This is a genomic window from Asaia sp. W19, from assembly GCF_003994335.1.
In the GTDB taxonomy this organism is placed as follows: domain Bacteria; phylum Pseudomonadota; class Alphaproteobacteria; order Acetobacterales; family Acetobacteraceae; genus Asaia.
The window spans coordinates 33,470-59,887 of record NZ_PNQZ01000040.1 but is presented as its reverse complement, the minus strand read 5'-3'; the positions used below and the strand labels follow the sequence as shown (position 1 = coordinate 59,887).

The 26,418-nt window shown below is 57.8% G+C and carries 19 protein-coding genes; 5 read left to right on the top strand and 14 right to left on the bottom strand.

Features of this window, described 5'->3' with window-relative positions:
- Nucleotides 1-42: 42 nt before the first annotated feature.
- Complete coding sequence (locus C0V97_RS08190) at nt 43-672, top strand: cupin domain-containing protein (protein WP_233582051.1); 630 nt, start codon at nt 43-45, stop codon at nt 670-672.
- 157 nt (nt 673-829) lie between these two features.
- Here the strand turns inward: C0V97_RS08190 and C0V97_RS18895 are convergent, their stop codons facing one another.
- Nucleotides 830-1,567, bottom strand: coding sequence for a helix-turn-helix domain-containing protein (locus C0V97_RS18895; protein WP_370265239.1), 738 nt, complete (start codon nt 1,565-1,567; stop codon nt 830-832).
- Nucleotides 1,568-1,698: 131 nt separating this feature from the next.
- Here C0V97_RS18895 and C0V97_RS08180 point away from each other — a divergent pair, with 131 nt between their 5' ends.
- Entirely contained in the window at nt 1,699-2,403 is a 705-nt protein-coding gene (locus tag C0V97_RS08180; RefSeq protein WP_158625380.1) for a DUF4410 domain-containing protein, read from the top strand.
- Nucleotides 2,404-2,848: 445 nt separating this feature from the next.
- Here the strand turns inward: C0V97_RS08180 and C0V97_RS08175 are convergent, their stop codons facing one another.
- The gene (locus C0V97_RS08175) at nt 2,849-4,951 is read right to left on the bottom strand and encodes a Hint domain-containing protein (RefSeq protein ID WP_158625379.1); all 2,103 of its coding nucleotides are present in this window, start codon (nt 4,949-4,951) and stop codon (nt 2,849-2,851) included.
- A 620-nt stretch (nt 4,952-5,571) separates the two neighbouring features.
- The gene (locus C0V97_RS08170; protein WP_127102131.1) at nt 5,572-6,396 is read right to left on the bottom strand and encodes a helix-turn-helix transcriptional regulator; all 825 of its coding nucleotides are present in this window, start codon (nt 6,394-6,396) and stop codon (nt 5,572-5,574) included.
- Nucleotides 6,397-6,491: 95 nt separating this feature from the next.
- Between C0V97_RS08170 and C0V97_RS08165 the strand changes: the two genes are divergently transcribed.
- Nucleotides 6,492-7,382 (top strand): SDR family oxidoreductase, encoded by an 891-nt coding sequence (locus C0V97_RS08165; protein ID WP_127102130.1) that lies wholly within the window; start codon nt 6,492-6,494, stop codon nt 7,380-7,382.
- A gap of 113 nt (nt 7,383-7,495) precedes the next feature.
- On the opposite strand, the gene bcsD is transcribed toward C0V97_RS08165, so the two are convergent.
- The 10 genes from bcsD to C0V97_RS08115 form a co-directional block, all read right to left on the bottom strand.
- The gene (gene bcsD, locus C0V97_RS08160) at nt 7,496-7,939 is read right to left on the bottom strand and encodes a cellulose biosynthesis protein BcsD (protein ID WP_127102129.1); all 444 of its coding nucleotides are present in this window, start codon (nt 7,937-7,939) and stop codon (nt 7,496-7,498) included.
- Nucleotides 7,936-9,525: a cellulose synthase subunit BcsC-related outer membrane protein gene (locus C0V97_RS08155; protein WP_127102128.1), complete on the bottom strand. Its 1,590-nt coding sequence runs from the start codon at nt 9,523-9,525 to the stop codon at nt 7,936-7,938. Before C0V97_RS08155 ends, bcsD begins: the two co-directional genes overlap by 4 nt.
- Nucleotides 9,425-11,656, bottom strand: coding sequence for a tetratricopeptide repeat protein (locus C0V97_RS08150; RefSeq protein WP_158625378.1), 2,232 nt, complete (start codon nt 11,654-11,656; stop codon nt 9,425-9,427). The genes C0V97_RS08155 and C0V97_RS08150 overlap by 101 nt, the downstream gene beginning before the upstream one ends.
- A complete protein-coding gene (gene bcsA, locus C0V97_RS08145; protein ID WP_127102126.1) occupies nt 11,646-16,367 on the bottom strand; it encodes a UDP-forming cellulose synthase catalytic subunit in 4,722 nt (1,573 codons plus the stop codon). Before bcsA ends, C0V97_RS08150 begins: the two co-directional genes overlap by 11 nt.
- Before the next feature lie 22 nt (nt 16,368-16,389).
- Nucleotides 16,390-17,160, bottom strand: coding sequence for a cellulose synthase operon protein YhjQ/BcsQ (locus C0V97_RS08140; protein WP_158625377.1), 771 nt, complete (start codon nt 17,158-17,160; stop codon nt 16,390-16,392).
- Nucleotides 17,161-17,658: 498 nt separating this feature from the next.
- Nucleotides 17,659-18,708 (bottom strand): glycosyl hydrolase family 8, encoded by a 1,050-nt coding sequence (locus tag C0V97_RS08135; protein WP_127102124.1) that lies wholly within the window; start codon nt 18,706-18,708, stop codon nt 17,659-17,661.
- Nucleotides 18,709-19,181: 473 nt separating this feature from the next.
- Nucleotides 19,182-20,888 carry a sensor histidine kinase gene (locus tag C0V97_RS08130; RefSeq protein ID WP_127102123.1) on the bottom strand — a complete coding sequence of 569 codons (1,707 nt, stop codon included), beginning with the start codon at nt 20,886-20,888 and terminating at the stop codon, nt 19,182-19,184.
- 122 nt (nt 20,889-21,010) lie between these two features.
- Complete coding sequence (locus tag C0V97_RS08125; RefSeq protein ID WP_127102122.1) at nt 21,011-21,199, bottom strand: NepR family anti-sigma factor; 189 nt, start codon at nt 21,197-21,199, stop codon at nt 21,011-21,013.
- A 209-nt stretch (nt 21,200-21,408) separates the two neighbouring features.
- Nucleotides 21,409-21,987 (bottom strand): sigma-70 family RNA polymerase sigma factor, encoded by a 579-nt coding sequence (locus C0V97_RS08120; protein ID WP_127102121.1) that lies wholly within the window; start codon nt 21,985-21,987, stop codon nt 21,409-21,411.
- Between the two features lie 117 nt (nt 21,988-22,104).
- A complete protein-coding gene (locus tag C0V97_RS08115; protein ID WP_127102150.1) occupies nt 22,105-22,596 on the bottom strand; it encodes a sigma-70 family RNA polymerase sigma factor in 492 nt (163 codons plus the stop codon).
- Nucleotides 22,597-22,779: 183 nt separating this feature from the next.
- On the opposite strand from C0V97_RS08115, the gene C0V97_RS08110 reads away from it, so the two are divergent.
- Nucleotides 22,780-23,523 (top strand): PhyR family response regulator anti-anti-sigma factor, encoded by a 744-nt coding sequence (locus C0V97_RS08110; protein WP_127102120.1) that lies wholly within the window; start codon nt 22,780-22,782, stop codon nt 23,521-23,523.
- Nucleotides 23,524-23,559: 36 nt separating this feature from the next.
- Nucleotides 23,560-25,365, top strand: coding sequence for an ABC-F family ATP-binding cassette domain-containing protein (locus tag C0V97_RS08105; RefSeq protein WP_127102119.1), 1,806 nt, complete (start codon nt 23,560-23,562; stop codon nt 25,363-25,365).
- A 52-nt stretch (nt 25,366-25,417) separates the two neighbouring features.
- Here the strand turns inward: C0V97_RS08105 and C0V97_RS08100 are convergent, their stop codons facing one another.
- Complete coding sequence (locus tag C0V97_RS08100; protein ID WP_233582050.1) at nt 25,418-26,389, bottom strand: Gfo/Idh/MocA family protein; 972 nt, start codon at nt 26,387-26,389, stop codon at nt 25,418-25,420.
- Nucleotides 26,390-26,418: the final 29 nt, after the last annotated feature.

Sequence of the window (26,418 nt, the reverse complement as noted above, 5' to 3'; positions counted from 1 at the left end):
GCCCCCTTCCAGCAGAAATCCACATCTTGTGGCGACGTGGCGATGAGTTTCGGTATAGCGGTGAGAGCGCTTTTCGGCGCGTGGAGAGCGGGGCTGAAGACCCGCCCAACCCGGGCCGAGATAGCGGTGACAACCGGCCTGCGTCATCTTGACGGGCTTGTTGCTACAGCGAAAGACACGGGCGGGGCGGTATGTCGGAGGCAGATCGCCACAGCCCTCCCAACTCTTCTCGAGAGAGAGGCTATCAGCATGACAAATGGCTCCAATTTCCCCGCCGGCGGTCGGTTCGACCTTCACGCCGTCGCCAGCGACTTCCCGCAAACATCGGAGACGATGTTGCTGGACACCTATCTCACCGACAGCCCGATCCGCAGCATCCGATTGTTCAAGGTCTATCAAGCTGTGCCAGCGCATTATCACACTGGATGTGACGAGATCCTGTACGTGCTCTCGGGCGGCGGAACGTTCTGGATCGATGATCCAATGACCGAAGCCGCATTCGCTCCGGGCCAGCTTCTCGTCTTTCCCAGAAGAGCGGTTCATGCTCTTCCGGCACTTACCGATGCTTCTACGGTTTTCCTCGCAATCGATACGCCCCGTCGCGTTCAGGACGATGTTACCTTTATTGATACGACAAACGACACTCGCCCGATTTTCACCGCCGGAATATAAGTTCGTTTTCCGGCTTCATAACGGAACGGACCGTCGGACTCAGACTCTTATCCGTTCTCTGCACTACGCCATTCTGGATGGGTTCACGCAGTTTGACAGAGCGAGGAAGCTTCTCTTGCCTGCGCCGACGGCGCTGGCTTGCCGGTCATGCCAATCCTCAGGCATCGCCTTGGTCGATTGATCTGAAAAGGGCGCTCGGGCTAAGCCCGGTCATCTTGCGACAAAGGTTGAAGAAACTCGAGGGGCTCTCGTATCCTAGGCGATACGCTGTCTCGGTTATGGATATGCCCTCTGACATCAGAGCACACCCTCTGAGGATGCGGGCGCACTGCATCCAGGCTCCGGGCGCCATCCCGGTTTCCGACCTGAACCGACGCGTGAAGCTCCTCCGAGACATCCTGCAGCGCTGCGCGAGTGCGTCGAGCGAAAGTTGTTCTTCACTCTCCCGGGCCCATTCCGACATCACAGCGCGCATGATGACGTGAGCAGGCATGGGCAGAATGAGCGGTCGCGTCACGGCACGGGTCATCTCATCCGATACGAGAGCGAGCCTGTGGCGATCGAGCGGCCTATCGGGCAAGCCCAAGGAAGCCTCCTCCGCCCAACGTTCCATAATTGCGCAGAGGAGCGGCGTGACGCTGAAAGCAAGCGGTACGGGGGGACAGAAGTCTCGAGAGAGATCGGTTGAGATATAGACCTTGATACCATCCGCCGCACAGAGCGCACCGCCATGAGGCATGGCGGGCGGCACCCAATAGGCCTGTCCTGCCGGGATCAACCAGCGTGCGTCTGTGGACGCCGATACAAGGTGACCCGCCTTGACGATATAAATCTCGCCATGGGGATGGCGATGAGCCGCGATCTCGTCGCTGCGCGCGCGGTCCTGCCGGGAGATCAGCGCGCAGCCAATCGGTAGATAGTCGAGCGTTTCCAGAGCAAGCCTCCATATCGCGTTTGGCCCAATCCGAACGAATTATGGCCGCGCAATGTTATCGGGTCGCTGGCAATGGCGCGATAGTGGTCCGCATGAAATACGCACCTCCCAACAATGTTTCTTCATCTCTCTTCCTCTTCACCATGCCGTTGATCTGCCTGCTATCAGGCTGTGCAGGCACCCATATACGGGCCGAGGAAATGAGTGCGGCACAACTCAAACTTGCTCAGCCTCATAGCGTTGCGGTCTCGATTATCGACGAAAGCCCTGTGCCCCGCAGGCCGACACGGATCACCACTCACGCGCATGATGTTGCCTTGGCGGAACACGCGCTTGCAAAGGATCTTGCGCAGATATTGGCGTCGCGGCGGTTGAGCGTTGTCGGTCCCGGTGATCAGGCAGACCTCGTGCTCGTATGTGCCGTGACCGACGTACGCAGCGGCAGCACAATGGCGAGACTTCTTGTCGGGTATGGTGCGGGCAAGGCCGTGCTTGGAACCAGAATCACGATTTCGGCTCCACGAGCATCCAACGAGCCCTTGCTCGCTTTCGGGACGAACAGCACGACTGGTGCCATGCCGGGAGCCGGAATTGGGGTTATGTCTGCGGCAGGTGCCGCAGGAACGGCAGTGCATATGATCGGCCCCCTATTGGGTGTCCCCGGAACACTTCGACAAGGCTTGGCTCAGGAGGCACGGCAGACATCCGCGCGGATCGATGACGAATTGGCGAAGCTCTTTGACAAGCAAGGGTGGGTCTATCCTCGCCCGCCTGCGTCTTTTCCAAGCAGATCATGACCTCATCTGACCCGAAGCCGCCTTGCATCGTATTGCACGCGTGGTCGGGTGCCCCCGACCGCACCACGCAGGCGTCCTGGCGAGGATCGGTTTCCTGCTTTTCGAAGACAATGCGTCGCCCCCGATAGCTGGGGGTTCTGCTTTGCTTTTTCTTGCTGAGGCGACACCACCAGCAACGGAGGTGAGATGCCTCCTCGATACGTGGCATTCGCTAGCGCGCTTTACGCCACTATGGTCGATCCTCCGCTTGAGCGGAGAAGTATATCATCTGTCTGCGACACGATACACCGTGGCTTCCCGATAATGAAAAGCTTGTTGCTCGTCCTACGACGTGCGGATTTTAGGACGCAGTGATCGGCAGGACAAATTCCTCCGATCGTGGCCCGGCAAGACAGGTCGGGAAGACTGTGCCTCAGGACACAGGCTTCCCGTGACTCACAGGGTCTTAGCAGGCTACGGCAAGAGCTGTCGTTGTCTCCGCAACATATGGACCGCCTGCGCGGATCTCGATGCTCAGGATGCGCTCCCCATCCCCGGTCGAACCGGGCAGCGCGATCAAGGCATATCCGTCGGTCCAGCGCGCGTCAGCAGTTTCACTCTCATGCCAGCCTCGAGAAGCCTCATCCCCTAGATGTGCATCGAGTGACCGCATGTCCGACGCATCGAAGAGGGTGATGGCTCCCACGAGAACGCCGAGTTGACGACGGTCATCATGAAAAGGTCCGATCGCGTCGCATGGGCGGCAGGCATTGGAAGCGATACGGACACTCTGGATCTGCGGAGGCAGCCTGAAGACAATGTGATTCGCACTTGCCCGCAGGGCGCGCACTACCTGCCCGGAAGGTGTAATGAGACGCACGTCACGTTCATTCGTGAGGACGCGTGCCTGTTGCGCCGACGGTTGATTCCCGGAACGCGATGAGATCCTGTTGTATAGCGTCTCCAGAAATGCCAGGTCGGTACACAGGCTGAGGGACGAGCAACTCATCTGAGGATAAGACAGACGAGCGAGCTTGCCATGCTGTGAAAAGGCTCTGGCATTGCCGGTATCCCGATATGTTTCGCTCGGCATGCCGTCAGCCAGGATGACGCTATGCTTTTCCGTCGCAAGATGGAAATACTCGTAGTCTGTACGCGAGGTATCGTAATAGATCGAGCCCCCATTAACGAGCGTTCGTACTGGCACGAGATGACCGTCTACATAGAGACAGTGCTCCGCCGTGAGATAAACGTCCCGGTGGGGTACGCCCGTAGCAATCGCGTCCTTGGCAACGCATACAGGATATCCTGCAAGATCGTCATAGGCGGACCCATTTGTGATTGTCCGACCCTTACCAACCCATGTCACGCGTTGTGTGACGGCATTACCTGTCCCGGGTTCGAGAGTGATGATCTCGTCACCAACTGCAAGTGTCTCGATTGCCACCTCGCCCATAGGCGTGGCGATCATTGTTCCCGGCAGGAAGCAGGCTTCTGCCGTTCCGTAGATCGTCGCCGCACCGCCCGACCCGATATTGACGGGCTCGATCAGGCTCGCGCCGCTCGATACCACCAGTGTCGTATTGGAAAGAGACGGCCCGCTGATAGTCGCACCACTCAGAACGGTGACTGTGTCATTGCCTCCATAGGTCGTGTAGAAAGTGTCGTTGATTGATTTGCCCCCGGAGGAGACGGTGACCTGTGCCGAGTTTCCGTAATTGCCGGACATGACGCCGCCGTTCTGGACGGTGACATACCCATTATTCAGCGTCGAGTGTGTGAGCACACCGCCACTCTGAATGGTGATGGTCGGGTTTCCCAGCTGGGCCTGCAACATGCCGTCGACCACGGCGCCGGACGTGATGGTCAGCGTGGCATTGGTCAGAAACACGGGCCCGGTCAGCTTGGCAGTGCCGCTTTGATAATAGGTCGTGCCGCCAATATTGACCGCAATCCAGTCCCCACCCGTGATCGACCCGCCGGTATTCATCGTGTTGTGGTTCTGCACGGAAGGGTTGAGGGTCACATTGCTCGTGCTGGACGATACGGGCGCACCGGCAGAAATCACACTCCCTCCCGACCCCACGACGATCTGGCTGAGAGAGGCCCCGGCAGCGGCACTCAAGGTCATGTTCGAGGTGATCTGGGCTCCCGAAACCGAAGCGCCGTTCTGAACGGTCACGGTGCCACTCTTGCCTGTCGTGGCATAGAAGACGTCATTCTCGGACTTCGCACCGCTGGCATAGGTCAGCGTATTGCCATTGAAGTCATTATTGGCCGTCAGCCCTCCAGCCGCAACCGAGACCGTGCCCGTATTGACCACTGAGTCGATCAACTGGCCGCCATTCATGACGCTGATGGTCGGAGAGCCAACCGCTCCCGCTGCCAGCAAGCCGGAAACGACAGCGCCAGACTGAACGATCAGCGTGGTTGATGCGGCAAGCACCACCGGGCCATCAACAACAGTAGAGCCGCTGATATAGACCGTCTTTCCGTTGACGTTACTTGCGACCCAGGTCTCGCCATTGAGGAAAACATTTGCGTAACGAGAATCAGAACTTGATGTCATTTTACATCTCATAACTCGGGAGATTTGTTTTGTAGAAATACTATCTCATAAAATGCACGTATTTTTTTATGTCAAACCATGTTTTAGAAATACAAATTTCTGTAAGTAAGATAAGATGATTATGCAATAGAATATAAATGGTTGTAATAAATAATTATATAGTCATAACCCACTAATTTATGTCAAACTATGTTATAGGTATCTTGTTTTGTATTTACGTCGCACTGCGCGACTGTAGGTAGTATTTATATGTCACTTAGGATATATTTATTTATGTCCTGATTTTGGAGGCTTTGTGAGTGACTAATCGTGTATCTTTAACTCTTTGTTAACACGGTATTTGTCAATATATACAAATATAATAATAAGTTTATAAGTATATCTATCGATTCGATAAGCAAAGAAGGGGCGTGAAAAATTTACCGCATCGACATTAGGGGCATTTATTGTTGGTAGGGCTTCACTCCGCCGCAAAGCGGTCCTGGCTTGAGAGCTCTCGCCAAGCCACCTGTATGAACCGGTATACGGTTTCCCGCGGCGTACAGACGAGAGGAGGGAGCAGCCGGCCTGGTCGCCCTTTGCTTCTTCGATAAACAAAGCAAAACCGATCGTAGGCGTGTTCAGCGCCCGAAGTGGTCTACGAGTTCCGCTACCCTCGCGTGATCCGACAGGGTTGCCGGACTGTAGATGATCAGGCCCAGATCAGAGCGTCCCTCAACAGCGAAGCCGGAATACTCCAATTCGATCAGGCCGGCTGTCGGATGAACCAGACGCTTTGTGCCCTCGGCATGACTCTCGATATCGCTTTGTTGCCATAGCGCACTGAACTCCGGGCTGCAGGCGCTCAACTCGTCGATCAGCTGATCGACCAGGGTAGAGGCGCCCGCGCGCACGATATCTGCCCTGAAGGCTGCGACCACGGATCGCGCAAGATTATCCCAATCGGTCTGCATCGCGCGAATTCGCGGCGTTCCAAACACGATCTTGAGTATATTGCGTTGATCGGGCGGTAAAGTGCTGTAGTCGGTCAGCACCGCAGCGGCCGCCTTGTTCCACGCCACAACATCCCAAAGCGGCGTCTTCACGATTGCCGGGCTGTAAGTGAGCGCGTCAAGAACACGCTGCAGTCTAGGCGTAATGGCGTCAGCCTGCCGATATCGGATCTCAGGCAATCGGCCGAGCGCCAGCATGTAGAGATGCTCCCGCTCTGGTTCTGTAAGCTTCATGCCCTTGGTCAGACGGTCAAGGACGTCTGATGAGGGTGCGCCTCCTCGCCCCTGCTCGAGCCACGTATACCAAGTCACGCTGATATTGGCGCATTGTGCGACCTCTTCCCGGCGAAGACCCGGGGTACGGCGGCGCGATGCGGGAAAACCAAAAGCGACCGGATCGAGCCTTGACCGCTTTTCCCTGAGATAGGCACCGAAGGATGGAGAAGCGGGCATGCGAGCCTATCAGTCACTATACCATGATACGATCACTACTATAACAGGAAGGCGCGTCAGGCGATAGCAGAGGAGACGATCACAGGAGATGGATAATGAGAGTCTTTCTAACCGGTGCAAATGGTTTCATTGGAACCAGACTTGTTACCGAATTGATCGCGGCGGGCCATCAGGTTCTGGGCCTCACCCGCTCTGAACCCGGCGCTCAACGCTTGCTTGCCGCAGGTGCAGAAATTCATCGTGGCACGATCGATGATTCAGCCGCGCTTCGAGCGGGCGCCAATTCTTGTGACGGCGTTATTCATACCGCTTTCGACCATGATTTCTCTCGCTATGTCGAGAACTGCACGATGGACAGCCGTGCCATCCTGACAATCGGATCGGTGCTCCGCGGGACCAAACGCCCATTCGTCGTCACCTCGACCACATTATTCGGTGAGGAGACACCCGGGGTGCTTGCAGATGAGGATGTGTCCAATCTGGATCATCCCAACCCCCGAGCCGTGTCTGAGCGTGTGGTGGCAGGCCTCGTTGCAGATGGCATCAACGTTTCATTGGTCCGTCTGTCTCAAATTCATGATACGCACCGTCAAGGATTGGTCACATTCCTAGTTGATCTGGCCCGCAGAACAGGCCGCGTGGCCTATCTTGGCTCAGGCACCAATCGTTGGTCGGCGGCTGCTCTTGGCGATACAGCGCGTCTTTACCGCCTCGCCCTGGAAAATCCAACCGCGGGGGCACGCTATCACGCAACGGCCGAAGAGGGCGTAACGCTGCGCTCAATCGCTGAAACGATTGGGGAAAGACTTGATCTCCCGGTCGTCTCGCTGTCAGAGAGCGAGGCACGGGATCATTTTGGATGGCTCTATGGGTTCATTGCCAAAGACATGATCGCTTCCAGCGAGAAGACGTGCAAACGTCTGGGTTGGTGCCCGACAGGCCGTTCCCTTCTTGAGAGCCTCCAAACGATGGCAGCGGGAAAATGACACACCGCCTGACGTCACTGGACGTTACCGCCTTACTGTAGAGTGGGACATGGTCCCATCGGCTTGTTGCTCTCTCCCCTTAGTGGCTCGCCAAAGGGGAGAGGATGGAGAGTTCAGCGCATCAGAGGCGCTTCGCTCCCAAGATCGAAGAGAAAAACCATCTGGTCCGCCCGGGATACGCTGCGGTCCAGACGCAAGGTGACGTGCTCATCGAGCTGCGTCAGCCACCCCTCGAGAACCCCGCCATAGAACGCGCTCAGCCACTGGCCTGCCGGATTTCCCAAAGACCCGACGGTCGGAAAGCCCGTTAACTCGATATAGAGGGCGCGCGTTTCCCGTTGCAGTCGTAGCGACACAACGCCCCATCGGGCAATCGACAGAAGCGCATTGCACTCAAGCTCGAAGGCCTCGACCGTCTCGCACTCTGGCAGCGGCAGTCGGGTCGCGATCCGCTGGCCAACACTGTGCAAGAGCGCATCGCGCTCCTCCGGGCCAGCCTGCAGATCGAGTTCGGCGGCGAGAGCATGAATGAAAAGAGAATAATCAGGCGCGATCATTTCGTCCCCAGAAAGCTGTATTTTGCTGCGACAAAGGCACGGACTTCGTTCCAGGGTCCGGCCTTCTGATAATCTGCGTTGAGGCTGAGCTTGAGATTGGGCGTCAGGCGGTAATCGATATTGCCGTAGATGCCCCCAGTCAGACCACTTGCCGACTCACCTGATTCATAGGCGTAGAGCGGTGCGATACTGGCCAGAAGCGCCTGGTCCTGCGGATTGTTTGGAAAGGTTTCGGAGCGACTGGAGTGATAGGTCTGGTACCCTATGCGGCCCAGAACATTCCAGTCCATCTGTTTGTAGGATCCGGCATAGGTGATCGGGAAGGTGAAAGCGAGGAAGTTCTGCGGCGAGAAATATCCGCCATTGCCGAAGGAAAACTGGTACTCGTTGCGCGCATATCCGAACCACGTCAGATCCATGCCGAGATGGAGGTTCTGTGTGCCTGATTCCCAGATCTTGGCCTGCCCCCCTGCCCCAGCTTCATAGCCCGTGTTGCTGCGCGTGTTTCTCCCTGCAAGGTACGAACCACCCCCACGCACGTAGAAGGACGCGTTGCTGGTTCCGTAAGCGAGTTGAGCGTAAGCGCGATTGCGGGTCACCCCACCCCAGGTTGCTCCGGATGCGTCACGCAACCCTGCGTAGGAGAGAATACTGTCCTGAACGGCGCGACGTTCTGCTCCTATGGTAAGGGTTGTGTTGCGCGCAATCTGCGGCGCGACACGCAAACCACCCTGGGCCGTCGCCGTGATAAACCCAAGCGGCGTGGAACCAACATCTGCGGTCAGCCAGTTCCAGCCGAACTGCGCATCCAGCGCGACACCCGTCGCATTGAAAGAAGAGGACTGATCGAGCGGACCGTTCTGCTGGCTCGATAGCGGATTCATGCCAATCTGCAGGGGTCCATTGACGTCACTGCCGTTGTAGGATCGGCTTGAGAGGAAAGTGGGGGTCGCCGAAAGCGTAAGACGGCCATGACCAAGAGGTATCGTACCCGCAACCTGCGTAGTAACGTTGTTCAACCCGTTCAGACCTGATCCCGATCGGCTGTCGATCCCCGGGGTGATACTCACCGAGGCGGTAAGGGAGTCCGTGATCTGTGTGAGATCGCCATCCATGCGCCGGATGAGCGGATCAGAGTCGTTGCGTACGAGCGTGACATCCTCAGAAGCGAACGGGTTGACCCGTCGCGCGCCCGAGAGTCCAGAGGGCGAGATTTGCTCGATGCGGAGCAACCGTGCCTGGGCCAATTCGCGCACCGCAGCGCGAATATTGCCGCGCGCCCGATCTAGCTGCGCCGCTGCATACCAACTCCTCGGATCTGTCGGCGCCATCGCATTCATCTGCTGGATATAGCCACTGGCCTCGGCGTAGCGATGCATGGCGATTGTCGTCTCGACAAGTGCCAGGCGCGCGTCGAGATCGGCTGGATCATGCTGCACAGCACGCAGATTGATCTGATAGGCCTGAGCGTATTGACCGCCGGAGCTATAAAGCCGAGCCAAAGCGAGATTGGCTGCGACGGGAGGGTTGGCACGATCGATAGCAGGGGCCAGTGCCCCATAGGCGCGCGCGGTTGCCGCTCTCATTCAGGCGGTCTGAGGTCGCGACGGCGAGGCCCGTGTCGATTTGCGAAAGGCGGGTCTGGTCATCGGTACCGAGAGGCATCGCTCTGAGCTGTGCGGCAAGACGCCGTGCCCGCTCCAGGTCGTGCAAATGCAGAAAGGCACTCGCATAGGCGAGGCGCTGCGAAACGCTCAGCCGACCAGCGCCGCGAGCGATCTGAATATCCAGAATTTGGGAGGCACCTGCCTGATCTCCCCGGTCATAGAGTGCTTGAGATGCAAGCTGACCGAGCGTGCCATCCGGATCGCCCTGATCGAGCAAATGCGCAAAGTAGAAGCGGGCCGCGTCACGATCAGTGGGCGCGTTACGGATATCTTCTCTGAACGTCGAGGCGCGCAGTACTGAACGCAGCTCCGGTGTGAGGCCACGGTCAGGCAGAAGCGGGCGCAGCCTCTGCACCGCTCGGTCGTCTCCCGTTTGTGCGGCGAAGTACAGTGCGGCCTGCAATCCTTCCATGTTTGAGGGTGAAGCCGCCTCAAGCAAGGGGGCCATCACCTGCTCGGCATCGCGCCGACGATCCTCACCAAGAAGGGCCTGTGCATAGTGCAAACGCGACCAGGGAGACAAAGCGTTGCTTTCATCAGCCTTGTGCAGGATCGCCAGGCGCTCCGCCGGCGTGGCTGCCTGCGCGGCCTCGTCGTCATATAACAGGGCCTGCAATTGCGGGTTCGATACCGGGCTTTCTTCCAGCAGGGAACGTGCTTCTCCGAATTGCCGGTCATTGATCAGCGCGCGTACGAGACGCTCCCTGACCGATACGCTGCGCGGGTCGTTGTGCAGCAACGCGCGATAGACGGCTATCGCCTCGGGCCTGCGGCCAGTGCGCTCAAGAATATCCGCGCGCATGGCTTGCAGCCAGGACTGGCGCGGCGACTGGGCGATCAGGGGATTGATCAGCGCGAGCGTCTCGGCATAACGGCCCCGCCCGAACAGATAATTCGCGCGCGCATAGGAATCATTGAGTACCGCGCCACTCTCCGCTGCCCGCCAGCGCTCTGCGGAACTCGGGTCTGCCGCCATCGCACGATCCAGATAGGTGCGGGCTTCCCCGTCTCTGTTTTGACGAAGCAAACTCACGCCGAGCCCGCCCAATGTATCTGCATCATTCGGCGCGAGCGCCAGAGCCTGCCGGAAGTAACCGATCGCCTGAGACGGGTTCTTGGCACGCAGCGCGTCCCACCCTTTCTGGCGCAGTTGTTCGTTAGGATGAAGCGTTCCTGCGAGTTCACGTCCCTTGAGCGCGAGGACGTCGCGATCACCAGGGTGGTCATTGAGATAGGAGGTAATGACCGCGTCCGAGCTTGTGTTGGCAGGAAGCCAGAGGACAGACTGACGCGCGGTCGTGTCGATTTCCTGCTTCTGTGCGGGGTTTAGACCGGGGAGTTTGGAAAGGGCCTCGAGCCGCTGGATACCGGTGACGCGATTTTTCTCATCCCAGACGAGCGATTGAGCATAAGCGATCTGATATTCCATATTATCAGGCGCAGACATGATCAGCTTCGCGAGGCCTTGCTGGGCCTTGCTTCGCTGGTCTGGCACGCCAGCGAGCGTCCGGTAATACTCCAGGGCATAAAGCGATGTAGGGCGATCGGGGAAAGCCCTCAGATAGGCGGCAGCGGCCTGCGCCGTGGCCCCTCGGCGAGCGAGTGAGCGCGCCGTTTCAATCTCGGGGCTTGGCGCGGAACGCGCTTGGAGATCCATGTCCAGCGATCGTCCGGCATCAGGATCATGGCTTTGATCGCGTATCTGCTTGAGGATCTTGTGTGCTGAGGCGATGTCGCCTTCGCGAAGGCGCATCTGACCCTGCATCGCCAGCACATCGGGATCATTGGGCGCAAGCTGCGCCGCTTGGTCAAGGGCGACACGCGCATCGTCCATACGACCGTGATCGAACCAGTAATGGGCCCGTTTCATCACGACCGGCAGAATCCGTGTGGGATCAAGAGACTGGGCGATGCGTTCGTCCTGTGACTGCGACCTTGCCTGTGCCGCTGGGGGTGCGGCGTCCTGAGGTGCAGCCTGCCCTCGTGAAATGCTGACGCAGATCAGCGCCGGGAGAGCCGCACGGCGCAGCCCGAGGATCCTATTTGTCACGGCGGAGTTCCTGCTGGCGGCGTCTTGCATGGGATGTAAGGATACGGAACAGGATCAGAACGCCCACCCCAATGCCAAACATCGCGAGGATAATAACGCGGAACGGATGATTGCCGAGATAAAGGTCGGGCCAGAACCAAAATGGGAGGGACCCAATTGTGTAGGTCGGCAGATTTCTCGTCGACAGGACGTGGCTTCCGTTGACGATTGCCAGATCACCCTGAATCATGGGCTGGACCTTCGTGTCATGTACGGCCTGGAGCAGGCGTTCCAACCCCTGTGGATTTTCGCTCAGCATGAGGACCATAGTCGCATTTGAGGAAAAGGGAGAGCGTCTTTCGATGAGGACACCTCCATCACCGAGCGAGGTCGTTGCGCTCAACGCACGCAGCAAGTCCGGAGTCTTACCTGTGGACTGGCTACTGAAGCTCCGCGAAAGGACGTGGAACGGCTCGAGGAAAGTCGAGCTGCTATAATTGAGTGTCGTGCCGTTAAGGCTGTAGGGAGTACCGCGGAGGAAGCGCTCGATGGCAGGCGAAGAGGCGACTGTGTCGAGGACAATCAGGTTGCGCGTCTCGGTTTCGGAGACTGCGTCCGAATGGAGAACTGTCAGACCGGAGACGGGATATTGCGTGAAGGCGCCGATCATACCCATCAAATCCAGATAAACCGACTCTACCCCTTCAGTATGTGATGAGGGCAGTACGACTGCCGTATCGGAAAGATCGGCCATACGCGTGAACGGAAACCCTGAGTTGGCAAAATAGGCCAGATTGGGAAGCTGGGTATAGTGATAGGCCCGGGTCAGATCGATCGTCGAATCCGGGTCGATGCTCATGCGCAAATCCTGCGTCATGCCACTGCAATCGCGTCGGCCTACCGGACGGCTCTCGAGGTAGAAGTCGAGTGTATTGGCACCGTAAATCGCCCAAGGAGGAATGGCGACGCTTGCAGATTGCACCCGCGACGCTGCTGGCCAAAATCTCTTGATCCAGTCGGGCAAATCCGAGGGCGGCGCGAGAGAGACGGATTTGAGATAGAGGCCATTGACACTGACATCTACATGCGAGCGCCTGCGGTCGATCTCCGTTCCCAAGGGGCCGCGAACCGTGAAATGCAGGCTCAAAGGGTGATCGCGCCACGTATAGATATCTGGCGAGGTACGGAACGGTACTGATATCGTTCCGGGCACATAGCCATAGCCCTGCAGCGACGACAGGGCGACGAGATCCCCTACCCTCACCGGCTGTGAACGCGTCACGAAACCAGGAGCATCGTAGGGCTGCCTCGGCTGAATGGTCACCTCAGGGGCAAGGATACGGGCTGCGTGGGGAAAGCCTTTGCTACCAAATGCAATAGAGCGTGCAGCGGCCAGAACTTCGCTGTCTGTACGCCCTGTGACGATCAGAAGGGCACCAAACGGATCATTCGCGTTAACTGTCTCGAGGACGGTTGGTCCATCGATAGACGCCTGCCCTTTCAAAAACTCACCCAGGGTCGATGCCGGGCCGATCACAACCGCATTCCCAGAGGGTGGCATCTGAGACATTACGGGGAAGCTCACGCCGCGGTACTGGGCCATGGACCCGAACCACGATGCTAGAATGGCCGAGGCCTCGAGCGTATGAGAATTGCTCTGTCGTGCGATGACGAATGGTACACGGGCCGGAGTCAGTACTGCTTCGTCGAAGAATGGCTCTGGCAAAGCAGCGAGGTCTCGGGAGGGAGGCATCGGGGCGGTGGTGATAGAGAGAGTCGACTGGCCCAAGATCTTTGCCCATAGCACAGGGCTGGTCTGATCCCCGCAACTCAAGGTGTACTGCCCTGCGAAATGGAATGTCAGGACGTTATGCTCTTTGAAATAAAGTGGATTGACCTGAAAGCTGAGCGGGCCGAATTGCGGCTTGTTCTTATCAGGGTGGACCACGCCGATATATTGGTCATTGAGGAAAATAGTGACCCCGCTCCCCGCAGGTAGCATTTCGGGAGATAGGGAACCAAAGAGAGAGAGGGTGGCGCTCGTCACGACTTCGGAGGAGGAGACCCCAAAATTCAGCCCCTGGATCGGAATCCAGGGCGTCATTAGGAGGGTATCGGCGCTGCCAAGTTGGCTGAAGCTCCAGGACGTCGTTCGCGCATTCTCGAGTTCATCGCGGGATAATGCCGGTCCTGTTTGCGCCGGTCCTTGGTCCAGGATAGCAGAGCCAGGCGCAGCGAGAGCCGGCGGAACCGGCGCCAGACGCGGATCTGGAACTGTTACGGACGCGGAGATACCAGGCGTCGCTAGAGGCGTGTTCGTAGTACTGTTACCCACGACCGTGGGACTAGTCGTTGCCGGCATTGCAGCGGGGGGAGAAGGTTGCGTGGCCGGGGAAATTTGATTTCCAGACGAGACCATACGGCCGGGTAACGGTAGATCCGCAGGATTTACCTGTGCGGAGGCGCTACCGGTGAGCATGATGGCACCGAGCCCAAGAACGAGCGCCAGACTCCGAATCATTCCGGGATTGGGACGGACGATGACGGCAGTCTTCTGCGGCGTGGCTGGTGTCACACGGGGCATGAGCGAGATACTCGGCTTCTGCTTACGAAATGTTGCAGGCTTGAAGAGTTCGAAGATACTCCGAAGGATGAGACCAATCGAGCGCGGCAGGCTGTCCGGCTTGTAATCTGCCCAGCTTCTCCATGAATCCAGACGGCCGAATATGACACGCACGATTTGTGCCTCCTGCAAAAGGGTAGTTTCTGCCCAGCGCAGAGCCAGTTCGCCGGATTGCGCGGCGCGAACGACGATCGCAGGAAGACAGTAAGTATCATTATGATCCCGGATCATAACGGTAACGGAAGAATCTTTCACGAAAGCTTCGGCGGGTGCGGTACCGTGAAGCTGGCAGCCGCCGTAAGACATGTTTTGGGTCATGAAGTGAAAGAGGCGACCGTCTTCGACACGCACCATGACCGGAACGACCATCTCGACGCGGGGACTCTTGCGAATCTGCATTGATTCCCGTCCGATCGAGATGGCGGCAAGAAGTATGGTGATGCTTATCGACACCCAAACGACATTCATCATGAGCGCGTTGGAGACAATGTAGTCGTTGTGCTGGAAGAAAAGCCTGTAAAGGCCGAACACCAACCCCAGTATCAGCGCGATTGCGATGTAGACATTCGGATAAATCGCGCTCCAGTCCAAATAGGAACGATCCAAAATACCACCCTTTTCTGTCACGTTGAATTTGCCGCGACGTGGAAAAAGGAGGGTCATGATGGTAACCCGAGCCAGAAAAGGTGCGAGTGTCGTCTCGTAGACCTCGCTCCATAGAGAATAACGCCAGTTCCTGTTGGTGCGTGCCGAAGTCAATACGCTATGCATCAGATGCGGTATTGCGTAGATCGCAATGGCGAAAGGCGAGGCATCGATTAGCGTTTGATTGAAAAGGAGGTAGGCCATCGGCGCGGAGAGGAAGATCAGACGCGGGATGGCGAACAAGAAACTGGCGATTGCAGCAAAATAGCACAGGCGTTGTGCGAAGTTCAGGCCTGGCCCGAAAAGCGGATTATCCAGACGGAAAATCTGTAGCATCCCCCTTGCCCAACGCATACGCTGGCCGACATGCAGGATCAGGCGTTCCGTCGCCAGTCCAGCGGCCATGGGTTTGCCGATATACGCGGTAGACCAGCCAAGACGCTGCAATTTGAGCGCCGTGTGCATATCCTCGGTGACGGTTTCAACAGCAACTCCGCCGATCTCCATCAGCGCCGAACGTCGGATCACCGCGCAGGAACCGCAGAAGAAGGTCGCATTCCAGAAGTCATTGCCGTCCTGAATCAGACCGTAAAACAGGTTCCCTTCCGGTGGAACGATAGCGCCATGAGAAAAATTCCGCTGGAACGGATCGGCTGAATAGAAGTGATGGGGCGTCTGCAAAAGCGCGAGCTTCTCTTCAGACATGAAGGGCGCAACCGTCTCCTGCAGGAAACTGCGCTTGGCAATGTGATCGCAATCGAAGATTGCAATCAGTTCGCCTTTGGTGATCGTCATCGCGTGATTGAGGTTGCCGGCTTTCGCGTGACTATGTTCCGACCGGGCGATGTAGCCGGCACCGCAAGCCTCGGCAAACTCCTGGAACTCTTCGCGATGCCCATCATCGAGAATATAAACGTGAAGTCGATCGGCAGGCCAATCGATCCCCATTGCTGCGAGCACAGTCTGCCGAACGATACGCAGTTCTTCATTATAGGTCGGGATATAAATATCCACGCTGGGCCAGGAAGCAATATCGTCTGGCATCGGCGCGACACGGCGTCCCAACGGATGAAGCGACTGGAAATAGCTGAGAACAAGCATGACAAACGCGTAGATCTCGGCGGCGACGAGCGTTGTCCCCAGTATCGATTGGGTCCATGTGCTGAAATTCAGGGTTTCGGTCAGGCGCCAGCTCAGATAGCGGAGCGAGACGATGATCGAGAGCCCCTTGAGGACGAGGGTTGCGCGTGGCCCAGGCCGACGATTAACGACGAAGAAAACGAGAATGCCGAATAAACAGACGATGGTCTGTCCTGCGAGGTTCAGATGAACAAATGCAGCGACAAATGTACTCAGAAGCGCGACAACGATCATGGAAAACTTGATTGTCGTATCCAGGCGCGATTCATGGGCGCTATCGATCCAGTGTTCTGCAATCGAAATTGCATGCCTGACGCGGCTCATGCCAGCTTCCTCACTCAAAGTTTCAGTGCAGCCTGCGAACCGTCTGGAGCAGACGATCTCCGATCGCCTCAAGGTCTAGAGCCGCGCGCGAAAAGGGTGCGTAGTGATGAATCAGCTTTTGGCTGGCAAAGGCTTCCCCGACATGCTCATCGCGGAAAATTGTCCCGAGATGCATGGAGCCAAGACGCCGGATAATCTGGGGCATCGTCATCGCGCTGATACGGTTCATGGGATCGAAGCGATTGACAACCACCTGATGCAGAAAAGGCAAGCTCGTCTGGGCCTCACGTGCGTAGCAGCTCCCCGAATGAATCTCTGCAATCAACGAGACGCAAGACGCCTCTGCAGTCATGACGGTGACGACCATATCCGCGTGATCAATCAGTGCGGAGAGTGCCACCGAATAGCCCGGCGCCGTGTCGACGATAACGACTGTGTCCGGAGCCTGTGCCAAGGACACAAGATCATTGGCGAGAACGCCCGGGTTTGTCACGACCACCCGCTCAAAAGCCATCTGGCGTTCCAAAGACAACGTACCGAAGGGATATATGATGACGTCATTTACCCCCCTCACGGCCGTATCTCGCCAGAGGCGGCGACTTGCAATCTCAGGTGCGAAGCCGGCGCGATGTGAAATCGGGATACCAAAGTGTAGACGCAACGCGTTTTGCGGATCGAGATCGACTGCTACGACCCGCGGTATCCCGGCGCGGCGCAGTTCCTCCGCGAGATGCGCGGTTACCATGGTCTTTCCAACACCCCCCTTGGGTGAGGCTACGCATATAAGTGTCATCAGGGCTGCTATCGTCTCAGAGGGGTTAAGATAAGCAATCGATGTTCTAGCGACGAAATACGCCATGTAGGCGACGCTGCGTGCTGTGTCGGCTTTGCGGTGAGGCTCTTAGTGAAGACAGCAATTGCTTGAGGGGCGTGTGCTTCCACTGTTGATCTGGATTTGAAACGAAGCTTGTCTCAACTCCCCTGGAAGCAGAATCACCCAATGGAATGGCCTTTTTGACGAAGACGGCCTTGGGGGGAGGCTCGACCTCGTACGCACGACCATCGGTCTCCTGCGTTGGGGACATTTGAGGACGGGGCTCAGGCACATCGAACCGCACCTTCGAGGCCTCCCGCTCCGCATACGACGGGCTATTTTCAGTATCAGATGGCCGCGGCTGTGACTGTCCTTCAATCCGCGATAAGGCGTCGAATTCATGAAAACCGCCATGAGCTTCCACTGGGGAACCTGCTTCGTTGAAAGATTCGTTTAGAAGCTTGAAGTTATCGGGCATCAGACCATCTCCATGGCAGCAATTCGCGCCAGTAACGTGAGCGAAGACGAATAATAATCGGCGCTATCTTTGACACTTGGAAGGATTGGGAGTGCGTCCGCGCCGTGCAAGGCAAATTGGTAAACGGCGCGGAAACCGGGTGGTGCGGCATAAGGTGAACGCTCGCCCGTGTTGAGATCGACCCAGGCTGGCAGGTCTGCCATTGACCAGTTCTGACTGACGGCGAGGAGCGATTGTGTCAGACTGGGCACCATGCGCTTCGACCATTTTAGATAAAGAGGGATACGAATGGCATCATAGGAGAAACGCGCAGGAAAGCCGGGCGCGGGTGCGATACGCTCGGATTTCTTGTCTATGGACAGCCAGTCAGGGGGCAAACCCCACAGTCCGAAGCGGCTGGCCTGGATGAGCTGCGTGCCGGTTTCCATCAACGCGCGCCATGGGCCATTCGGATCAAGCGATGCTGCCCGCCCCAGCGCCGGCATGAGGTAATATGAAAGGTTGATGATCGTGATTTTGGAGCGATCAAAGCCCTTCATCGCGGGCAGGAACACAGTGCGCGAGCCGACCTTGCGCACACAACGCGACGCAAGGTCAGCGAGTATGGCCCGCGCCGCATCGATATAGTCGGGACGCTGCCAGAGAATACCTCCCCGCCGCAGCGCCCACGCAATCATCAGATCGCCGTCGGAGGCGTTGTTCGTGTCAGTAATGTGAGGCTGCGTCGGCACCCACCGCCAACTGCTCAATGCGTCGCCGCGATGCCGGAGCGTATCCCGTGTCCAGCTCCAGATCTGCTCGAAGACGGCCTGATCGTTGAAGGTCGAGGCGAAAAACATGCCATAACCCTGCCCCTCGGAATGGGACACACCCTGATTACCCGTATCGATGACACGACCGTCAGGGCGGATATATCGGCCCTTGAAGACCTCCCAGTCGCTATCGGTCTGAGCGGACCTTTCCTCTGCTCGGCCGCTCCCTACAGATAGGGCGATCGATGCGGCTGCTGAGCCGCTGCAGAACCCCCTTCGCGTTCTCAAACGAAACATTAACGATCTTCCGTCCACCTGCAGACTTAAGCTACAAATTAATTCCTCGACCTTTGAATAATATCACGATTACGTCAACAGGTTATGAAGGACGTTAATGACGGAGAGGGGCATTCTGCCCTAGAATAGGTAAAAATCATTAAAAACTGCACGCCTATCGTCACAGTGCTACCCATTTGCCAGCAAAGCCTCGCGAATGATCATGAGGCGTCCAGTTACCTCGCGATTCGCGCAGGCGATCATTAAGGCCGAGGCGTAAGAATTCCGAACTATGCAAGCAGGCACCATGGAAATGCCGTGCACATGGCAGGAGGGCTACGCCGATCGGGCTGAGCAGTATCGATTTGGAAACAAATATCAACAACCCATCGTTCGGTCGTTGGCTCAAGCAACGACTGAGCGGCGATAAGCGGGCCTGCTCATGACAAGGCGCTACATTGGCGCCCAGTCAAAAGTCGCATGTTGGTCTAGCCTCAGGCGAGGTGGCGCCTGATGAGCTGAACACCGAAGCTCAATCTGTACTCGGTACCCTCATCATCGCGGATCTCAAGCGTTCCGCCGAGCTGGCGTGCAAAGCCCTTAACCAGCTGTAGTCCAATACCCTCACGCTTTGCAGCGTCCTGCGCGCGAGTGGATGACAGGCCGATCCCGTCATCTCTGATCGTGAGCACCGCCATCTCTCCTTCGCGCTTGAGCGTCACCTTTACAGATCCGGTTCGGTGATCCGGGAAAGCGTAACGCAGCGCGTTCGTCACAACCTCGGTGACAACGAGAGCAATCGGTACCGCCTGATCCGGTGTGATTGGTACGGGATCAACTTCCAGGAGGAGGGTAACACGGCCTTTGTTCAGCCGATTATTTGCCGTAAAGATCTGACTGGCGAGTTCCTCGAGGAAGGCGCTGATATCTAGAGCGGAGAGCCCACCCTCCGGGTAGAGGTAGCGATGAAGGGTTGCAAGCGAGCGGATGCGATCCCTCACCAAATGAAATTCCTCGCGCGCCTCGGGTAGCTTGATCCTGTTCGCCTGCAGGTTGAGAAGAGAAGCAACAATCTGCAGATTGTTCTTCACCCGGTGATGGATCTCTCGGATCAGGAGATCCTGTTGTTTGGTGGCGCGTTGCAGGCGCGCCTCATGTCGATCCAGACGGCGTGTCGCCCGGCTGAACGCTCGCTCCATCTGTCTTATCTCAAGAGGCAGAGATTTGGGCAAATCTGGCTGGAAGGTTCCGTTCCGGCGCCAATCGCCGACACTGAAGGCGAGTTTCTCAAGTGGCTCGACAAGGTAACGTTGCGCTGCGAGCGCGACGAGAAGGAGCTCTACCACGAGGATAAGGACGATCAGCGTGAGCCGCGCCAGAAATAGTTGTAATGCACGGTTTTCCGCGATGCTTCGCGCGGATATTGCGACAATATTGACGGGACCGTAGCCTGGTATGAGGGTGTAGTAGGTCATGCCGAGGCGGAAGTGGTCTGTCATCACCCGGGTCTTCAGGTCACGATCCAGCCGTGCTTGGGCGTCAGCTGACCACGGTATCGGAGTGGTCCCACGACGCGTAAGCGGCGTCGGAGGGACATCTCGATTATAGAGCCAGAGATCGGTGCTCCCGCTTTCCGGATCTGCCGCAGGTCGGGCGTATTGGTCGTTACGGAGTATCTGCTGATTCACGAGCGGGCGGAGTGCGACGAGTTTGCCCGATACGAGCGCGCCACTCCGATCGACGTACTCAAGGGAGACGATCGCTCTCACGATCGGGCGCGCACCGTGGAAGATGATCTCGGCTTGCGAGCCCTCGCCATGTAGGGGAAGAGCCATCATCTCACCTGGCGTGAGAACCAGACGATTATTGTCGCAACCCGGAACTTCCGTCCCAAGATCCTGATAGGTCGATACAACACGGCCGGATTGATCGACAAGGACCAAGGCACAGTAATGCTGCTGGCTGATTGACTGCACAAGGCGAAAAGCCCTGGGGGCGATCTCCTCGTGCAGACCAATACCCGCTAGCGTTTCGAGCGCGCTGCGTGTGCGGTCAATGTCATTGATGATTTCGTGGCGCGCGCTGAGCGCGTCGCTTCGTGTGCGATCATAGCTGTTGTCAGCCGTCGCTAGGTATGTGTGCCAAGCGAGCACACCAGCGACGCAAGCAAGGGGGAGCGATGTGCAAACGATGAGCGCCATGACGCGGGAGCCGACCGTGTCGAAAAGGCGTGGTCGAAGACGGGCAAATCGCCAGAAAGACGTCGAGGGACTTTTCAAAGAGAGTTCGTCCCTTGCCCTACGCGATGCTCATAGGAGCGAGGTCAAGAGGAGCGCTCATCTCTGTCTCCTTCGATCAGACGCAACAGTTCTTCTGGAATGGGCTCATTCGCCACATCATCGAAAAGCTGGTGGAGGCCCCGCTTCAGCCAGATATCGAAGGGGTTGTCGCTTTCAGGAGACTGATCCGTCTGACGGGACTTACCCGGCGCGCCGTCCTTTCCCCCCGTCATGTCATCCCCTTAATGATAGAAACCAACTCACGCCATTCTAACTAAGTGCTGACGGTCGAGTTGCACTACCGAAATTTAATCATCTGATTTTGAAGAAAAGAAAAGGTGCAAATGTGACGAGGGGGAATGACGGATCGCCATTCCCCCAAAAATCGTGCAAAGATGTCGCACAATCACCTTTCGTTACTCGTCGCGCGCCTGCGATTGGGTCAAAACGTGAAAAGATCGTCAGACTTGAGACCCTTGCGGCGACGATCGTCGAGCGTGGAACGCAGGGCAGCGACCTTGATGCGCAGCTTGTCGTTCGCGGGAAGATCGCCCGTCATCCAGGCTTCGAGTTGGCGACGCGCCCGGAAGACGCGGCTCTTGGCAGTTCCGACTGCACAGCCCGTTGCCTCGGCGAGAGCCTCGTAGCTCATGCCCTGAACGACGACCATGACGAGCGCTTCTCGCTGGTCGGAGGGCAGACGCGACAGGGCGAGAGAGAGATCTTTCAGTGCCAGACTGTCCTCGTGCGTCGCGTTGCTCGCGAAGGAGGAGGCGGGCACGTCCTCGATATCCGTAGTCTCGCGACGCTTGCGCAGGTCCGAGATGAAGCGATTGCGCAGGATACGGTGCATCCATGCCGAGAAATTCGTGCCGGGAATGAAGCTGTCCTGAGCGGCAAGCGCATTGCAGACAGCATCCTGCACCAGATCTTCAGCAGCGGACCGGTTACGGGTCAGAGAGAGCGCCTGGACGCGCAGCTTGGGGAGAATCTGGATAACCTGGTCATGGAAGCTAGTCATGCGAAAATCCTCTTCGCTCGGTGCTTTTCAATTGAGGAATGAACGGCAACTCGGATCGGTTGCATGGTCTCGCAATTTTCTGAAATTAATCTGCAGCACTTTAAAAAAAGTCGTCTGTCAGACCGATGCAGCGGGAGGCTCACGGCCTGCCGGAGTGGCTGTCATTTCGGCCAATTGCGCTCGGGCGCGAGACACGCGGGCCTTCATGGTGCCGACGGGACAGGAGCAGATCTGAGCAGCCTCCTCGTAACTGAGTTCCTGCGCACCCACGAGGATGAGGGCTTCGCGCAGGAGCTCGGGTAGGCGCCATAAGAGGACAGACAGATCGAGCACGTGATCGTGAAGGCCAGAACTGGCGCCGTCGCTCTCATCACTATCCCGTGAAATCTCGGACAGTATCTCGGTTTCACGTGCCTTGCGACGACGTTGCTCGAGAAAGACGTTGCGCAGGATTGTGAAGAGCCACGCCTTGATATTCGACCCATCCTCAAACTGATGGCGCGCGCCCAACGCCCGCAATACCGTGTCCTGGACGAGGTCGTCAGCGGCGGCTGCCTCACGCGTGAGATAGCGGGCAAAACCACGCAGGTCGCCAAGATGGGCCGCAATGCCCCTGCGTACAGGGTCGCCCCCTGCCCCATTCTGTCTCTGAATATCCCGCCCGTCCGAGGTCAGCGTTTCTTCTCCCAATCCTGGTCCACTGCATTCCCCTTTGCTGCCATCTGAAAAAGTGCCATTCTGACGCAACAGAACGCGTTTTGTTCGCACATATTCCCGGAGCTTCGTTAATCAATGGTCGATGCAGAGCGCCAAGACCTGATGCTAGCCTTGCCCTTTGCTCGCCGATTTGCAAGGGCTCTCGAAGGCAATCAGAAACAGGGCGACCAACTGGTTGCCCTCGCCATCAAGGATATGATGACCCGCCAGGGTGGGCACGATATTGGCGTGAGATACCGCCTCTACCGCTCGATCATCACATGTTTTGCTCTGGAAAGCGAGGCTCTTCACGCGCCCTCGTCCCTTACGCTGACCCAGCGCTATGTTCTGCTGCTGACCTCTCTCGAGGAAGTTCCGCTGAGCGCGGTCGCCCTCATTCTAGACCGCTCGGAAGCGGAAATCCTCGGTGACATCGCCCAGGCGAATGACGGATTGCGCTCGGTCGCAGAAACAAGCGTGCTCATCATCGAGGACGAGCCGATCATTGCCATGGATATCCAGGATGTCGTGCAGCAATGCGGCCATCGTATTGCGGGTGTCGCCTATACCGAGGCCGACGCCGTGCGGATTGCGAAGGAGACCCGTCCCGGGCTGATCCTGGCCGATATCAATCTTGGTGGCGGTGGTGACGGAATGCATGCTGTCGGGCGTATCATGAAGGATCATCAGGCTCCGGTGATCTTTGTGACTGCCTATCCTGAACGCCTTCTTACGGGCGAGCAGGAGGAGCCCTCCTTCATCATCACCAAGCCATTCGAGCCGACGACCCTCGCTATCACCACCTATCAGGCCGTCACCGGTGGACTTAAGGCAATCTGACTTGCATCCCCGGGGTCTGTGCGACACATAGGGCGCATGGCCGCACCCATCCTCCATCTCCGTGATATCGTTTACACTCTCGGGGGACGCCCCCTTCTGGATGGCGCCGAAATCGGCGTCGCTCCTGGAGAGAAACTTTGCCTGGTAGGCCGCAACGGTTCGGGCAAGTCCACGCTTCTGCGCATCGCTGCTGGTGAGATCACACCCGATTCAGGGCAGTGCTTCGTGCAGCCTGGAATCAGGATCGTCTACCTCCCGCAGGAACCCGATCTCACCGCCTTTCCCACCAGCTATGACTATGTGGCCCAGGATCTTCAACCGGATGAGGATTATCTTGCGCGCAGCATGCTAGTTGAGCTTGGTCTGACGGGCGAGGAAAGCACGGCGACGCTCTCGGGGGGCGAAGCAAGGCGCTGTGCGCTCGCACGTGCCCTCGCCGCACGGCCTGATCTGCTTCTCCTGGACGAACCGACGAACCATCTCGACCTCCCGACCATCACATGGCTGGAACGGGAGTTGGCGACCATGCGGTCGGCCATGATCGTTATCAGCCATGATCGGCGGCTTCTGGAAACACTGTCTCGCGCGGTGGTCTGGCTCGAGCAGGGAATCACGCGACGCCTCGACCAGGGCTTTGCTCGCTTCGAGGACTGGCGTGAGGAAGTCCTGGCTCTTGAGGAACTTGCGGCGCACAAACTCGACCGCGAGATCGCACGTGAGGAAGACTGGATGCGATACGGCGTGACGGCGCGGCGCAAACGCAACGTGCGCCGTGTGGCCGAACTTGCAGCGCTACGCTCGCGCCGCAAGGATATTGCCAGCCAGTTCCGTGGCGCCTTAAAGCTGACCGTCTCAGAGGCGCACAACACAGGCAAGCTGACGACCGTTGCCGAAGGTGTCACCAAGGGGTTCGGTGAGCGCGTTGTGGTGCGAAACCTCGATCTGCGCGTGCTCAAGGGCGATCGTCTCGGCATCGTGGGTGCAAATGGCATGGGTAAGACGACCTTGCTCCGCCTTTTGACTGGCGAAGATACGCCTGATGAGGGGCGGGTACAGATCGGTCCGTCCACGTCCCTCGTCACGCTGGACCAGCGTCGGGCGAGCCTGGACCCTGCCCAGACGCTCTCGGATACCATGACCGGCGGCAGTGGCGATATGGTGCAGGTCGGAACCGAGAAACGGCATGTCATCGGCTATATGAAAGACTTCCTGTTCCGCCCGGAACAGGCTCGTACGCCCGTGGGCGTCCTCTCCGGCGGTGAGCGCGGCAGGCTTGCTCTGGCCTGCGCCCTCGCCCAACCGTCCAACCTGCTCGTACTCGACGAACCGACCAATGATCTCGATCTCGAGACGCTGGATTTGCTCCAGGAGATGCTGGACGATTACCCCGGCACGGTACTTCTGGTCAGCCATGATCGCGATTTTCTGGATCGTGTCGCGACATCTGTCCTCGTGGCGCAGGGGGACGGGCACTGGATTGAATATGCCGGTGGCTATAGCGACATGCTTGCCCAGACGGGAGGCGCGGCTCCCGCTGAGCGCGGCACCGCGCCCATAGAGGATAAACAGAAAAATACTGCAAGATCAGAGAGAACGACCAAAAAGCTCAGCTATAAGGACAAGCTTGCCCTCGAAAAACTCCCCGCTGAGATCGATCGCCTGGAGAAACTGATCATCTCGCTGCGCGACACCTTGTCCGACCCATCGCTGTACAGCAAAGACGCAAAGAAATTTGCGAAGACCAGCGAGGCCCTTACCCAGGCTGAAAGTGCTCTGACGACAGCTGAAGAAGAATGGCTGTTACTGGAAATGAAGAAAGAAGAACTTGAAAGCGGGGGCTGATCGGTTCACATCACGCGAGATTGGAGCGCTCAGCTCCAAGCCCCGCTCGACGTTAGGCGCTTCCGATGAGCCCGGATAATTCCATGCGTGCCCGGGTTTCATCCATACTGGCCTTCACCCTGATGGCCGCATCAAGCGCTCTGATCCCGGCCTCGGCATCAACGAGAATGGGGGCGCCGTCGAGACAGGCGGACGCGAAGGCATCGTGCTCGGCAGCGAGGCAGTCGCAATCCTTCCAGCGCAGCGCCTCGCGCCTGAATCCTCCCGTTCCGGGCAGGGGCAAACCCCGCTTGCGACCGATCATCGTGAGCTCCTGCTGCATGAAATCAGCGGAGAGATAGCCCTCTTCAGAAAATACGCGCATCTTTCGCTCGGTCTTGAGCGAGATACGGCTGGCTGAGATAGCAGCCACACACCCATTGGCGAAACGCACACGCGCATTGGAGATGTCTTCATGCTCGCTCGAAACCGCGACGCCAACGGCATCGATCGACTCAATCGGTGAGTCCACGAGCGAAAGCACCAGATCAAGATCATGGATCATCAGATCAAGAATGACCGACACGTCCGTGCCGCGCGGTTTGAACGGCGCGATACGCGTCGCCTCGATATAAAGCGGCTTGCCGATACGTTCGGAGATTGCCCGGTGCTCGGAGGAATAACGCAGCAAATGTCCGACCTGCAGGACGCAGCCGCTTTCGCGCGCGAGCTCGGCAAGCGCTTGCGCTTCCTCAAGGGTTGCCGCAATCGGTTTCTCGACGAGTACATGACGCCCAGCCCGGAGGCAGGCCGAGGCGACCGGAAAATGATGCTCTGCAGGCGCTGCGACGATCACGGCGTCCACCTGATCTATCAGCCCCTCCAGGCTCATGGCCATCGTACATCCCGCCTCCTCGGCCACGTTTTTCGCGCGGGCAGGATCGGGGTCATACAAAGCGACAAGCTGCTCCCGGGGACAATCGCGCGCCTTGAGAGCATGAAAACGGCCGAAATGCCCAGCCCCGACAATCCCGACCTTCAACATGTGTTTTCCTGACTTTTGTACGCCTGAAT

What these genes read in the sequence shown, in the direction of transcription:
- C0V97_RS08140 (WP_158625377.1), bottom strand. Translation starts at nt 17,160, where the DNA reads ATGACACTTATATGCGTAGCCTCACCCAAGGGGGGTGTTGGAAAGACC.
- bcsD (WP_127102129.1), bottom strand. Translation starts at nt 7,939, where the DNA reads ATGATCGCGCCTGATTATTCTCTTTTCATTCATGCTCTCGCCGCCGAA.
- C0V97_RS08125 (WP_127102122.1), bottom strand. Translation starts at nt 21,199, where the DNA reads ATGACGGGGGGAAAGGACGGCGCGCCGGGTAAGTCCCGTCAGACGGAT.
- C0V97_RS08120 (WP_127102121.1), bottom strand. Translation starts at nt 21,987, where the DNA reads ATGACTAGCTTCCATGACCAGGTTATCCAGATTCTCCCCAAGCTGCGC.
- C0V97_RS08180 (WP_158625380.1), top strand. Translation starts at nt 1,699, where the DNA reads ATGAAATACGCACCTCCCAACAATGTTTCTTCATCTCTCTTCCTCTTC.
- C0V97_RS08175 (WP_158625379.1), bottom strand. Translation starts at nt 4,951, where the DNA reads ATGACATCAAGTTCTGATTCTCGTTACGCAAATGTTTTCCTCAATGGC.
- C0V97_RS08130 (WP_127102123.1), bottom strand. Translation starts at nt 20,888, where the DNA reads ATGGCGCTCATCGTTTGCACATCGCTCCCCCTTGCTTGCGTCGCTGGT.
- bcsA (WP_127102126.1), bottom strand. Translation starts at nt 16,367, where the DNA reads ATGAGCCGCGTCAGGCATGCAATTTCGATTGCAGAACACTGGATCGAT.
- C0V97_RS08190 (WP_233582051.1), top strand. Translation starts at nt 43, where the DNA reads ATGAGTTTCGGTATAGCGGTGAGAGCGCTTTTCGGCGCGTGGAGAGCG.
- C0V97_RS08165 (WP_127102130.1), top strand. Translation starts at nt 6,492, where the DNA reads ATGAGAGTCTTTCTAACCGGTGCAAATGGTTTCATTGGAACCAGACTT.
- C0V97_RS08155 (WP_127102128.1), bottom strand. Translation starts at nt 9,525, where the DNA reads ATGAGAGCGGCAACCGCGCGCGCCTATGGGGCACTGGCCCCTGCTATC.
- C0V97_RS08170 (WP_127102131.1), bottom strand. Translation starts at nt 6,396, where the DNA reads ATGCCCGCTTCTCCATCCTTCGGTGCCTATCTCAGGGAAAAGCGGTCA.
- C0V97_RS08110 (WP_127102120.1), top strand. Translation starts at nt 22,780, where the DNA reads ATGGTCGATGCAGAGCGCCAAGACCTGATGCTAGCCTTGCCCTTTGCT.
- C0V97_RS08105 (WP_127102119.1), top strand. Translation starts at nt 23,560, where the DNA reads ATGGCCGCACCCATCCTCCATCTCCGTGATATCGTTTACACTCTCGGG.
- C0V97_RS08100 (WP_233582050.1), bottom strand. Translation starts at nt 26,389, where the DNA reads ATGTTGAAGGTCGGGATTGTCGGGGCTGGGCATTTCGGCCGTTTTCAT.
- C0V97_RS08135 (WP_127102124.1), bottom strand. Translation starts at nt 18,708, where the DNA reads ATGTTTCGTTTGAGAACGCGAAGGGGGTTCTGCAGCGGCTCAGCAGCC.